The sequence below is a fragment of the Winslowiella sp. 2C04 genome, from assembly GCF_050037805.1.
GTDB lineage: Bacteria > Pseudomonadota > Gammaproteobacteria > Enterobacterales > Enterobacteriaceae > Erwinia > Erwinia toletana_A.
The window spans coordinates 257,127-270,129 of sequence record NZ_CP188300.1; the positions used below are offsets into that span (position 1 = coordinate 257,127).

10 protein-coding genes are annotated in these 13,003 nt (G+C 53.8%); 4 read left to right on the top strand and 6 right to left on the bottom strand.

The genetic code is table 11. The features are described from left to right. The first annotated feature begins 321 nt into the window (after window positions 1-321). From ACP3TC_RS01175 to ACP3TC_RS01185, 3 genes are read left to right on the top strand one after another with little or no spacing between them, the layout of a single operon-like run. A complete protein-coding gene (locus ACP3TC_RS01175; RefSeq protein ID WP_313854177.1) occupies window positions 322-1,062 on the top strand; it encodes a gluconate 2-dehydrogenase subunit 3 family protein in 741 nt (246 codons plus the stop codon). 2 nt (window positions 1,063-1,064) lie between these two features. Further along, the gene (locus ACP3TC_RS01180; RefSeq protein WP_426817356.1) at window positions 1,065-2,849 is read left to right on the top strand and encodes a GMC family oxidoreductase; all 1,785 of its coding nucleotides are present in this window, start codon (window positions 1,065-1,067) and stop codon (window positions 2,847-2,849) included. Window positions 2,850-2,860: 11 nt separating this feature from the next. Beyond that, window positions 2,861-4,174: a c-type cytochrome gene (locus ACP3TC_RS01185; RefSeq protein ID WP_426817357.1), complete on the top strand. Its 1,314-nt coding sequence runs from the start codon at window positions 2,861-2,863 to the stop codon at window positions 4,172-4,174. An 83-nt stretch (window positions 4,175-4,257) separates the two neighbouring features. Here ACP3TC_RS01185 and ACP3TC_RS01190 read toward each other — a convergent pair whose 3' ends face one another. Both ACP3TC_RS01190 and ACP3TC_RS01195 read right to left on the bottom strand, forming a co-directional pair. Beyond that, the gene (locus ACP3TC_RS01190; protein WP_313854173.1) at window positions 4,258-4,581 is read right to left on the bottom strand and encodes a cupin domain-containing protein; all 324 of its coding nucleotides are present in this window, start codon (window positions 4,579-4,581) and stop codon (window positions 4,258-4,260) included. A gap of 24 nt (window positions 4,582-4,605) precedes the next feature. Continuing rightward, window positions 4,606-5,772, bottom strand: coding sequence for an oligogalacturonate lyase family protein (locus ACP3TC_RS01195; protein WP_426817358.1), 1,167 nt, complete (start codon window positions 5,770-5,772; stop codon window positions 4,606-4,608). A 371-nt stretch (window positions 5,773-6,143) separates the two neighbouring features. On the opposite strand from ACP3TC_RS01195, the gene ACP3TC_RS01200 reads away from it, so the two are divergent. Further along, window positions 6,144-6,782 (top strand): RpiB/LacA/LacB family sugar-phosphate isomerase, encoded by a 639-nt coding sequence (locus tag ACP3TC_RS01200; RefSeq protein WP_313854170.1) that lies wholly within the window; start codon window positions 6,144-6,146, stop codon window positions 6,780-6,782. 37 nt (window positions 6,783-6,819) lie between these two features. Here the strand turns inward: ACP3TC_RS01200 and ACP3TC_RS01205 are convergent, their stop codons facing one another. From ACP3TC_RS01205 to ACP3TC_RS01220, 4 genes are all read right to left on the bottom strand, one after another. Then, window positions 6,820-8,208: an MFS transporter gene (locus ACP3TC_RS01205; protein WP_313854168.1), complete on the bottom strand. Its 1,389-nt coding sequence runs from the start codon at window positions 8,206-8,208 to the stop codon at window positions 6,820-6,822. Between the two features lie 220 nt (window positions 8,209-8,428). Beyond that, a complete protein-coding gene (gene abgT / locus ACP3TC_RS01210; RefSeq protein WP_313854163.1) occupies window positions 8,429-9,958 on the bottom strand; it encodes a p-aminobenzoyl-glutamate transporter in 1,530 nt (509 codons plus the stop codon). 84 nt (window positions 9,959-10,042) lie between these two features. After that, on the bottom strand, window positions 10,043-11,491 hold the full coding sequence (locus tag ACP3TC_RS01215; protein ID WP_426817359.1) for a M20 family metallopeptidase: 1,449 nt from the start codon (window positions 11,489-11,491) through the stop codon (window positions 10,043-10,045). Further along, on the bottom strand, window positions 11,488-12,801 hold the full coding sequence (locus ACP3TC_RS01220) for a M20 family metallo-hydrolase (protein ID WP_426817360.1): 1,314 nt from the start codon (window positions 12,799-12,801) through the stop codon (window positions 11,488-11,490). The genes ACP3TC_RS01215 and ACP3TC_RS01220 overlap by 4 nt, the downstream gene beginning before the upstream one ends. Window positions 12,802-13,003 lie beyond the last annotated feature (202 nt).

Below are 13,003 nucleotides of genomic sequence, written 5' to 3' on the forward strand. Positions count from 1 at the left end.
CTCCATGGTTATTGTCAGCCAGTTATAGCGCTTTGATTGTTGTCAGTCTGTCGTCGGTTGTGTCCGTCCGTTTCAAATTCCCCGCCTGGTGGGATTTTTCTGGCTAAGGCCGGTTAATTGTCGGCTAATTGTTAAGGAATTTGTGTGGTTTTGTTTCTTAAGCCTAAAGTTTAAAGGGGAATGCTGTTACAATATTGATTATTGTTACCGGTAACAAAGAATGTTACCGCCTGTATCCCCGGACTATCCTGATAAAAACAACAACACCGATACTCACTCATTGATGCGCACCGCAGCGCGGTAGCGTGATAAGGCAATGTAATGTCAAAAGAAAAAACAGGCAGCTCAAGGAGAGACTTTCTCCTGAAGACCATAACGCTGGCTCCGGCAGTGGCGATTGGCAGCACCGGACTTGGCTCTCTGGCTGTCGCCAGCCAGGCGCAGGCTAAAGATAATCAAGCACCCGCTGGCCCGCAGCAGGCAAAAGATTATCAACCGAGCTGGTTCACCCGTGAAGAGTTTGCCTTTCTGCAGGCCGCCGTCGCGCGCCTGATCCCGGCAGATGAACGTGGCCCTGGGGCGCTGGAAGCCGGCGTGCCGGAGTTTATCGATCGCCAGATGAATACCCCTTATGCCACCGGTGCCAACTGGTATATGCAGGGGCCGTTTCATCCCGATGCTGACCGCGAGCTGGGCTATCAGCTGCCGCTGGTGCCGCAGCAGATTTATCGTCTGGGGCTGGAAGAGGCTGACGCTTATGCAAAAGCACAGCACGGTAAAGTGTTTGCTGAACTGACCGCGCAGCAGCAGGACACGATTTTGCAGGCGTTTGAAAGCGGCAGCGCCGGGTTCAGACAGCTACCGAGTAAAGTCTTTTTCTCTTTCCTGTTACAGAACACCCGTGAAGGTTTCTTCAGCGATCCGATCCACGGTGGTAATCAGCAGATGGTGGGCTGGACGCTGATTGGCTTCCCTGGCGCACGTGCTGATTTTATGGATTGGGTTGAACGCGGCGAACGCTATCCGTTCCCGCCGGTGTCTATTCGCGGGGAAAGAGCTTAAGCATGGCAAACGAAATGAAGAAAGTGGATGCAGTGATTGTCGGCTTTGGCTGGGCCGGTTCGATTATGGCTAAAGAGCTGACGGAGGCCGGGCTGAATGTGGTGGCGCTGGAGCGCGGCCCGCATCGCGATACTTATCCTGACGGCGCGTATCCGCAGGTGATCGACGAACTGACCTACAACGTGCGCAAAAAGCTGTTCCAGGACTTATCCAAAAGCACCGTCACCATTCGTCATAACTCGGCGCAAACCGCTCAGCCGTATCGTCAACTGGCGGCGTTTTTACCGGGTACCGGCACCGGTGGAGCCGGTCTGCACTGGTCAGGAGTGCATTTCCGCGTCGATCCAATAGAACTGCGTATGCGTAGCCACTATGAAGAGCGCTACGGCAAGAAATTTATTCCGGAAGGCATGACCATCCAGGACTTTGGCGTCACTTACGATGAGCTGGAACCTTACTTCGGCCAGGCTGAGAAAGTGTTCGGCACTTCCGGCTCGGCCTGGAGCATCAAAGGTAAAGTGGTCGGTAAAGAGCAAGGCGGCAACCCCTTTGCGCCGGATCGCTCCAGTGACTTCCCGCTGCCGGCGCAGAAACGCACTTTTTCCGCACAGCTGTTTGCCAAAGCGGCTGAATCCGTCGGTTATCACCCATATGATCTGCCATCGGCCAACACGTCTGGCCCGTATACCAATACCTATGGCGCACAAATGGGGCCGTGCAACTTCTGCGGTTTCTGCAGCGGCTACGCCTGCTATATGTATTCGAAAGCTTCGCCGAACGTCAATATTCTGCCAGCGCTGCGTCAGGAGTCGAAGTTTGAACTGCGCGTTAATTCACACGTGCTGCGCGTGAATCTGACCGATGACAAAAAGCGCGCCACCGGCGTGACCTATGTCGATGCGCAGGGGCGCGAAGTAGTGCAACCGGCGGATCTGGTGATCCTCTCGGCATTCCAGTTCCACAACGTGCATCTGATGCTGCTTTCCGGCATCGGCAAGCCGTATAACCCGGTGACCAATGAAGGCACTGTCGGGCGTAATTTTGCCTATCAGAATCTCTCCACCATCAAAGCCTTCTTTGATAAAGACGTGCACACCAATAACTTTATTGGTGCCGGTGGCGCTGGCGTAGGCGTTGATGACTTTAATGCCGATAACTTCGATCACAGCAAATATGGTTTTGTTGGCGGCTCACCGTTTTGGGTCAACCAGGCAGGCGTGAAGCCGATCTCCGGTCTGCCAGTGCCGCCGGGCACGCCAAACTGGGGCAGCCAGTGGAAGGCTGCGGTTGCCGATCACTATACCCATCACGTTTCGATGGATGCTCACGGCGCGCACCAGTCTTATCGTAATAACTATCTTGATCTCGATCCGAACTACAAAGATGCTTACGGCCAGCCGCTGCTGCGTATGACCTTTGACTGGCAGGAAAACGATATCAAGATGTCGCAGTTTATGCATGACCGCATGCATAACATCGCCGAAGCGATGAATCCGAAGCTGATCACCGGTGCGGCGAAAAAGCCGGGTACCCACTTCGATACCACCGTCTATCAGACCACCCATATGAACGGTGGCGCGATTATGGGCGAAGATCCGAAAACCAGCGCCATTAACCGTTATCTGCAAAGCTGGGATGTTTCTAACGTGTTTGTTCCGGGCGCATCTGCCTTCCCGCAGGGGCTGGGCTACAACCCGACCGGCATGGTGGCGGCACTGACTTACTGGTCAGCGAAAGCGATTCGTGAACAGTATCTGAAAAACCCTGGTCCACTGGTGCAGGCATAAGGATGATGACAATGAAAATCGGATTATCAGCCCTGCTACTGGGCGTGCTGGCGTGTGGCGTGCAGGCGGAAGAGAGCCAGTCGGGCGATCTGATCAAGCGCGGTGAATATCTGGCGCGCGCCGGTGACTGCGTGGCTTGCCATACCAGCAAGGACGGGAAACCGTTTGCAGGTGGCTTACCGATGGTGACGCCCATCGGCACCATTTACTCCACCAATATCACTCCGGACCCGGAAAATGGCATTGGCAGCTACAGCTATGACGATTTCCAGAAAGCGGTGCGTCATGGCGTAGCGAAAAATGGCGATACGCTCTATCCGGCGATGCCTTACCCTTCTTATGCCGTGGTCAGCGATGACGATATGCAGGCGATGTATGCTTACTTTATGCATGGCGTACAGCCGGTCGCGCAGCAGAATAAAGACAGCGACATTCCGTGGCCGCTGTCGATGCGTTGGCCGCTGTCTGTCTGGCGCGGCATCTTTGCACCGGATGTGAAAGCCTTCCAGCCAAAAGCCGGTGAAGATCCAGTGCTGGCACGCGGCCGTTATCTGGTGGAAGGGCTCGGTCACTGTGGTGCCTGCCATACGCCGCGCAGCATTACCATGCAGGAAAAAGCGCTGAATGATGATAAAGGTGGCGACTATCTTTCCGGCAGCAATGCGCCGATTGATGGCTGGACTGCCAGCAATCTGCGTGGCGACAACCGCGACGGCTTAGGCCGCTGGAGCGAAGACGATCTGGTGCAGTTCCTGCGTACCGGTCGCAACGATCATACCGCGGTATTTGGTGGCATGACCGATGTTGTTGAACACAGTCTGCAATATCTCAGTGCAGAAGATGCGACGGCAATTGCTCGTTATCTGAAGTCGCTGGGTGCCAAAGATCCAAATCAGGTGGGCTTCAAGCCGGACGACAGCGTGGCAAAAGCGCTGTGGCGCGGGGACGACGGTAAAACCGGTGCGGCGCTGTATGTCGACAGCTGTGCGGCCTGTCATAAAACCGACGGCAGCGGTTACCAGCGCTTCTTCCCGGAGCTGGCGGGTAATGCGGTAGTGCAGGCGGACGATCCGACTTCACTGATCCATATCGTGCTGACCGGTAATACGCTGCCTGGCGTGCAAGGCGCACCGTCGGCGATTACCATGCCTGCTTTTGGCTGGCGGATGAACGACCGTCAGGTGGCGGATGTGGTTAACTTTATCCGCACCAGCTGGGGAAATACCACCAGCACGGTCGTTACCGAGAAAGACGTGGCGAAGGTGCGTAAGGATGAAGCGGTAATTGGTAATCAGGGTGATGCCGATATCGAGAAATTAAAGTAATTCTCAATAGACTCAGGGGAGCCGAAAACGGCTCCCCTGCAATATTCCAGATATTCCAGATATTCCAGATATTCCGATATTTTTCAGGAAAGAAAATCTTCGCGCTGCGGGGTAAAGGTATCCAGCAGGGTGCCTGGCTCAAGGCAGACACAGCCGTGAACCACATGCGGTTTTTTATACAAGGTATCGCCCGCCGCGACCTCTTTCGTTACGCCATCAATGGTGAATGCAAAACGACCTGACAGCACATAGGTCAGCTGCTCATGCGGGTGATGATGCAACGGCCCTACCGCATCCTTCTCGAAATTGACTTCAACCGCCATCATACCGCCGCCATGCGCCAGCACCCGGCGCGTCACGCCGTTGCCCAAATCTTCCAGCGTGGTCTCTTGCTTGTAGATAAACATGGTTATTCCTGTAATTTTTATTGATTAACGGGTCAGGCTGTCGGGTAACGTGGCCAGATAGAGTGCCGGCTGACCTTCATAATCTGAGGTAAACAGCACCTGACGGTCGTCCGGAGTAAAAGACGGATGCGGATGCGTCACCTGACGATCGCCATCCAGCACGCGCCATGAGCTGTGATGCCCGGCCAGCCGGAAATGACGGCGCTGTTGCACATCAAAGACATACAGCCATGGATCATTATCGATGGTGTAGCCAGCGGTATCCTGTACGTCGACCGGCGTGCCGGAACCGTCGCCGACCAGCAGCGAGCCGTTTTCGTTACTCATCAGATGGGAGCAGGCTGGCATGGTCATCAGCACTTCATTACGATCGCTGTCCGGATGGTAGCGGCAGATTTGGCGATCCGGGCGATCTTTATGGTAAGAAACGTAGATCAGCGCCGATCCGTCCGGCACCCAAAACTCATGGGTACAGCTTTCGCCCTCCGCGTGATCTTTTACCTTACGCATATTGCTGCCGTCTTCATTAATCAGCCACATACGCGCATCGACCAGATCGTGCGGGCCTTCATGACAAAACGCCACGGTCTGATTATGCCACGGCCGGTAAATCGGATGGCCCAGCCATAGCTGTTGCTGATGAATGGTCTGCGCTTCGCCACTGTTCAGATCGACGCGCAGCAGGCGGCAGTGCGGATTTTTTTCGAAGAAGCGTTGAAATATCTGCCAGTCGGAGAGCGGTTCCCAGTCTTCACGGGCAATCTCAATCCCAACCAGCTGTGTACAGTCGCTGTTTGCCACCCAGGTACCATAACCTACCCAGCTGTCCGGAACCTGATAAACGCTGATTTCCTCGAGGCTGTTGATATCGACGCGCTGCAAATTACGTTCGTTTTTCACATAGTAAAGATAGCGATCATCGGGGGATAAAAAGCCGCCAAAGGTATTATCACCATGGCCTTCGGTCAGCTGTCTCGCTTCCTGTGTTTCCAGATCGAGCAGATAGTAGTTTCGGTTACCATCAAATTCGCCAGCAAACAGCAGCCGTTTACCATCCTGGGTAAAACACTTCTGATAGAAGTAGTTACGATGACACAACACCTCTGGTGGCGTCAGGCGAACCACTGTTGCGCCGGTCTCTGGATCCTGAAAATGGTGGAAAGGAAGTTTGATGCGTGAACCCTTCGCCATACTGTTCCCCTTATCTGCCCAAGATTAATTCATTTATTGAAACGCTGTTTCATATTTATCATTTAGCATATCCTTTTCCACCCTGATGCCGAGCAGCAGCCGAAAGAATTGAGAACGGGATCACAATAAACCGCCGATACAAAATAATGGGGTAACTTGCAGCCGCGATCGCAAAACCCAGTTAGCGTGCAGTGACCGGATGTAGTTGTGTGAAGTTTGTCACATTAATTTGCAGAATTTACCTCTATAAAAAACACCTTGCATTAAAAAATGAAACGTTGTTTCATAAAATTAATTACTACCTGTGAAGTACACGCATGCTTCACAGGCTTAATTCACTGAAATAAGCCACTGAAGCAGAGGGGAGAACCATGAAGATTGCACTGATGATGGAGAACAGTCAGGCAGGCAAAAATGCCGTCGTGTTGAAAGAGCTTAAGCAGGTTGCGGACAGCAAAGACTACCCGGTATTTAACGTCGGCATGAGTGATGAGCAGGATCATCATCTGACTTATATCCATCTCGGCATTATGTCCAGCATTCTGCTGAATGCTAAGGCGGTGGATTTCGTGATTACCGGCTGCGGCACCGGCCAGGGCGCATTGATGTCGCTGAATATTCATCCGGGCGTGGTGTGCGGCTACTGTATCGATCCGGCCGATGCATTCCTGTTTGCGCAAATCAACAACGGCAACGCGCTGGCTCTGCCGTTTGCCAAGGGCTTTGGCTGGGGCGCAGAACTGAATCTGCGTTTTATCTTTGAAAAAGCGTTTACCGGCGAGAAAGGCCAGGGCTACCCGCTGGATCGCAAAGAGCCGCAGGTGCGTAATGCTGGTATTCTGAATCAGGTTAAGGCAGCGGTCGTAAAAGAGAACTATCTCGATACCCTGCGTGCTATCGATCCTGAACTGGTGAAAACCGCGGTCAGCGGCCAGCGTTTCCAGCAGTGCTTCTTTGAAAACTGTCAGGATAAAGAGATCGAAGCCTTTGTCCGTAAGTTAGTCGCGTAGCAAAAAGCTGCGGCATCCGCTGATGCCGCAGCATCCGTCAGATATTTTCCAGATTAATACCGCGGGTTTTCGGCCCGAATATGCCCACCGATAGCATCACCATCAGCATACTTACCACGATAAAGGCAATCACGCCCTGAGTACCGGCGTACTGCAAAATCAGGCCAATCATAATGCTGCTGAATACCGTAGACAGGCGGCTAAAGGAGTAGCAAAAACCGACCGCGCGCGCCCGAATATGGGTGGGAAAGATTTCGGTCTGATAGGCGTGATAGCTGTAAGTCAGCCAGGCGTTCGACCAGGTAATCAGGAAGCCACAGGCGATCAGCAGCAGCGCATTAGTCTGGAACGCAAACAGCGTGCCGAACACCACCGTCATCAGGCAAGAGAGGACAATCTGCCATTTATTTTCCATTCTGTCGGCGTAGCGGCTGCAAATCAGCGAACCCAGCGGGTAGGCGAGAGTGATAAAGAAGGCATACAGCAGGCTGTGGGTGACGGTGGTCCCTTTGCCCGACAGCAGCGCCGGTAGCCAGTTTCCAAAGCCAAAAAATCCAATTGCCTGAAAGAAATTCATTACCACCAGCATCAGGGTACGTTTACGGTACTGCGCTGACCAAATTTCTTTAAATGTGCCTCGTTGCGGCAGCTGGGCGGCGGCATCATTCTGTGGAAAATCTTGCCCGACCGGCGCGCCACAGCGCTGTTCCATCCTGCTGAGCACCTGATGTGCTTCCTGATGACGACCTTGCTGCGCCAGCCAGCGCGCCGATTCGGGCAGGTTTTTACGGATAAACCAGATGATCAGTGAGCAGAGCGCGCCAGCAATAACCACATAACGCCAGCCGGTCAGGCCGAAAATGGTTTGTGGCACCAGCCACCAGGACATTAAGGCCACGGTGGGTACCGACAGGAACTGGATAAAAAAGGCGAAAGCGAACGCTTTACTGCGCAGATGAGTGGGTACCCACTCGGTCAGATAAGTGTCGATAGTGACCAGCTCGATGCCCAGCCCAACGCCAACCAGGAAGCGGCAAAAGATAATCCACTCGGCCTGATTCTGGAACGCCATCAGCAGGGAAAAAGCGCCATACCAGGCGAGGGCAAACATAAAGGTCATCCGGCGGCCAAAACGGTCGGCATAGGGAGCCAGTAAGCTGGCACCAATAAACAAGCCCAAAAATGTCGCCGAAGCAAAGGCCGCCTGGTCGGATATTCCAAAGACACCTTCACTACCAATATGAAATATGTTTTCAGCGATTAATCCTGAACTAATATATCCCGTTTGAAACAAATCGTAGAGTTCAAAAAAACCGCCGAGAGCCAGTAAAGTAATAAATCGCCACAGACCGGCGGAAGCGGGAAGGGCATCAATACGATTAGCTAAACTATTGATTTTATTGGGTCGTGCAGAAGAGGATTCCATCCCCTGGGAAGATGCTGAACACATTTTAATTATTTTTCCTCAGTAACATAGTGATTACAATTCAATGCTAAAGGCTGATGGCTGGATTTAAATTTTTAAATTGCTATCAGACGCAGAAAAATAAGGATAAAAACCTAAGGAAGAGTATTTGAAGGGAGATGATGCTGAGTGTTAAGAGCAAATAAATTGGAAGGGCAATGTCACCATTGCCCCGTGGTTTTTATTGCGGCATCTGTGGATAGACTCCCGGCCCAATGGGTAAGCCAAGCATGTACCATGCCAGCAGCAGCAGGATCCAGACGCTAAAGAACACCAGCGGGTAGGGGAATATCAGCACGTAATAGGTGCCGAGCTGAGCATCTTTGCGATAGCGCTGCAAGAAACCGAGAAACAGGGGTAAGAACGGTGACATTGGGGCCAGCGGCAGTACCGCAGAATCAGCGATGCGGAAAATCATTTGGGCAAACGCCGGATGAAAACCGAGCAGCATAAACATCGGCACAAATACCGGCGCGAGAATCGACCAGATGGCAGAACCGCTGGCGATAAACATGCATAAAAACGCCGAGAGAAACATCAAACCGAGAAAGGCAGGTGCGCCGCTGACGCCGGCAGTTTCCAGCACATCGGTCAGGCCGATAGCCATAAACTTACCCATATTACTCCAGTTAAAGAACGCCACGAACTGCGCCAGCGGGAACACCATCACAATAAAGCCCGCCATGCTCTTCATGGGTTCGACCAGCAGATTGGGCACATCGTCCGGGCGACGGATCTGTCTGGTGACGACGCCATAGGCAATTGCCACGGTAAAGAAAAACAGAATGATAATCGGCACGATGCCTTTAATAAACGGCGAAGGCACAATTGAACCGGTATGCGGATCGCGCAGCGGCGCACCTTCTGGCACCACCAGCAGCGCCATCAGGCCGATAAACAGCAGTGCGGCGATGCCGGCAGCTTTCAGACCTTTATTTTCTAATGGCGTCAGGGCTGCCAGACGTTCACCGGTGCCGCCCTCCCAGGCGGGTAAGCGCGGTTCTACATACTTATCGGTCAGTATTGCTCCGGCAATGGTCAGCACAATCACCGAGGTGGCCATAAAGTACCAGTTGTCGATCACGCTGACGTGCACCGTATCGCTGACGGCTTTTGCTGCTTCGCTACTGATACCGGACAACAGCACATCGGTAGTCACAATCAGCAGATTAGCCGTAAAGCCAGAAGCAACGCCAGCGATGGCTGCCAGCAGGCCGGCCACCGGATGACGACCCACGGCAATAAAAATCAGCGCGCCGAGCGGTGGCATTACCACCAGCGCCGCATCCGAAGAGATGTGGCTGAAAAACGCAATAAACAGCACCATATAGCTGGCGTAACGCCGGCTGACGCGTGACGCCATTTTCACCATCAGAGATTGCAGTAAGCCGACTTTTTCCGCCAGCCCGGCACCAATCACCAGCGCCAGAATCGAACCGAGTGGCGTAAAGCCGCTGAAGTTTTTGATAATATTCGGGAAGATCCACTGTAATCCCGCGACGCTCAGTAGATTATTTACCCGGACTATTTCGCCGTTAGCGGGGTTCTTAACCGCCAGGCCCAGCGTACTGATGACCGCCGTAGCGACCATTAGTATGACGATCAGATAGACGAACAGCAGAAACGGATTGGGAACTTTATTGCCGATGCGCTCAATACAGTTAAATAGTTTCCCCGGGCTTTTACCCGCTGGCGTTGCAGCTTCACTCATGGTCTTCCCCTCGTCGTATTTGCATTAAACAGTTTTATTGTTATTACGTCGGCTGAGTCAGTGCTGAGCCGATCGGGTCGTGCTTTACAGTGGAGTAGGCGTCACGTCAGCCGGTATCGGGCAGTGGTAGGGCTGTTGCGCTCGCGCAGCTGCAAACTCAGCCCGGCAGCGCGCCAGCGCCTCCGCATCGCCAAGTAAAGTGGCAGCAGTGGCGGCCATTATTTTTCCTGCAAGACACATGCCTTTATGGGCGATTGAGGTGCGTCCCTGTGCCACCAGCTGCCAGGTATGCAATGGCGTGCCGAGGGCGAAGCACGGGCTAAAACATTGCGCGGTCGGCGTCACCCAACTGACATCGCCAACATCTGTCGAGCCGTACATCAGTTCCTGAGTGATGGCGTAAGGGGCAACTTCATCGGTCAGCACTTTTTCGCCAAGCGTTTGCACCCAGGCCTGACCCGCTTCGCCGCCGGTACGGGCGATGTTCAGTTTGGCATTACGGATATCATCAGGGGTCAGGGTGGCGCGGATCTGGCCGGCAAACGCCACTTCCTCGTCGCTGTATTGCGGTACGCCAAAAGCACGCACATAGCTGGCCATCACCTGCTCAAGCGCCCGGTTAGGGATGTAGTTGGAACAGGCTTTATCGAAGCGCAGAGTCATTTTGGTGTCGGTCATCAGCGCGGCACCTTTGGCGATGTTAATTACCCGCTGATAGATATCCTGTGCCTGATCGAGCTGAGGGGCGCGGATCAGATACAGCACTTCTGCATCTGCCTGCACCACATTAGGTGAGCTGCCGCCGCTGTTGGTCACGGCATAGTGCAGGCGTGCTTCCTGCACGATATGTTCACGCAGGAAATTCGCACCGGTATTCATCAGCGTGACGGCGTCCAGCGCACTGCGCCCCAGATGGGGAGAGTTGGCGGCGTGGGCGGCGACGCCTTTAAACTGGAAGGCGGCCTGGATATTGGCGAGGGTGGTGTTATTAAACATGCCGCTGAATGATTCAGGATGCCAGGTTACGGCGGCGTCGACATCGTCGAATAATCCTTCGCGAACCATAAAAGTTTTGCCGGAGCCGCCCTCTTCGCCAGGACAGCCGTAGAAGCGCACCGTACCGCTCAGGCCATTCTGTTCCATCAGTTTTTTTAGCGCAAAGGCCGCAGCCATCGCGGCGGTGCCCAGCAGATTGTGACCGCAGCCGTGTCCATTTCCGTTCTCCACCAGCGGTTCTGGTGAGGCAGTGGCGGCTTTCTGGCTGAGTCCGGCCAGCGCATCGTATTCTCCCAGCAGGGCGATAATCGGTTTACCGCTGCCGTAGCTGGCGATAAATGCGGTATCGATATTGCCAACGCCGCGTTTAACCTGAAAACCCTCCTGCTCCAGTGCGCTGGCAAGGCGTTCTGCTGACTCAGTTTCGCGAAAGCGCGTTTCCGGGCAATCCCAGATGGCATCACTGATGGCGCTAAATCGTGACTGCTGGCTGTCGATATAGTGGTTAATAAAGTCGGTCAGTTCCGGCTGATTCATGGTGCCTCCTGATAGTCGGGCAGGTTCAGTGCCAGCGTAGCGAGGGTTTTAATCGCTGCGGGCATCACGCTTTCATCGAAATCAAATTTTTCGTTATGGTGACCAGCGCTAAGCTCGGTGCCAAAAATTACATAGGAAGCCTGACCGCCACGCTGTTTTACGCGCTCCATCATATAGGTGGCGTCTTCAGAGCCGGCGGCCTGCGGGCGGCGGTCGACCACCGAGGTGAATTCATTAAGCGCTTCTGCCTGGCGATGAATAAAATTAACCCAGCCAGGCGTGGGCTGGCTGCTGCGCGCCGCGCCCATCAGTTTCACCTGATGTTCAACGCCATACATCGCTGCGGCACCGCTCAGTACCTGGTGGGCTTGCTGACAGATAAAGTCATTGATTTCGTTGTTGGCACCGCGTGTTTCAATTTTCATAAAGGCGTAATCAGGCACCACATTACGTCCGGTTCCTGCCTGTAGCACGCCGACATTTACCCGGGCGCTGCCGCCGCTGTGCTGCGGCAGATTATGCAGTGCCAGCGTGGCCTGCGCTGCGGCGAGCAGCGCATTGCGTCCCTCTTCCGGGCGTGCACCAGCATGAGAAGCGACGCCGCGGAAGGTCACGTCCAGTTTGGTGGTTGCCATAAAGCTGTCGCTGCCGCATACCACTTCGCCGCTGGGTACGCCGGTACCAATATGGATGGCGGTAAAGAAATCCACATCATCTACCACTCCAGCCTCGACCATCGATTTGGCACCGCGGGTTCCTTCTTCAGCAGGCTGGAAAATCAGCTTAATCGTGCCGCTCAGTGCCGATTTCATCTGCATCAGCACCGTTGCCAGGCCCAGCCCGATGGTGGTGTGGCCGTCATGGGCGCAGGCATGCATCATGCCCGGGTTACAGGACGCGAAGCCGTCGCGAAACGGACGGTGATCGTCAGCCATTTTTTCATTCAGATCGAGAGCATCCATATCGACGCGAAACGCGATGGTCGGCCCCGGACGACCGGTTTCCAGCGTAGCGACGATACCGCAGAAGCCGCCGGAAAAGTGCGGTAGCCATTCAGCCAACGCGCCCTGAGCCAGCGCTCGTGCTTCTTGCTGCTCCAGCACCGCGTCAGCAGGTAAGCCCATACGCGCATCGGCGTTAATCACCTGTTTACCCAGCTGTAATTGATAACCTAAACGATTCAACTCATCGGCCACCAGAGTGGCAGTGCGAAATTCCAGCCAGCCTGATTCAGCGTATAAATGGAAATCGCGTCGCCAGCTTTGCAGGCGTGGAAATAGATCGTCTACCAGTTCAGAAAGGGTACTCATTAATTTGATCCTCTAACACGGTGTCGTAAAAAATTATCGACAGATTTAATTTTCTGAACATTGAGTTCAGGTGGAAATTTTATTTTTCTGCGGTCAACAGTATTCTGATGGTTTAAGTGTGATCGCTATCTTATTTATGCTAATAAGCCCCTGCTAACGCGTCTGGCCGCTGCTCAGGCATCGATAAGCATTGCTTATTTCA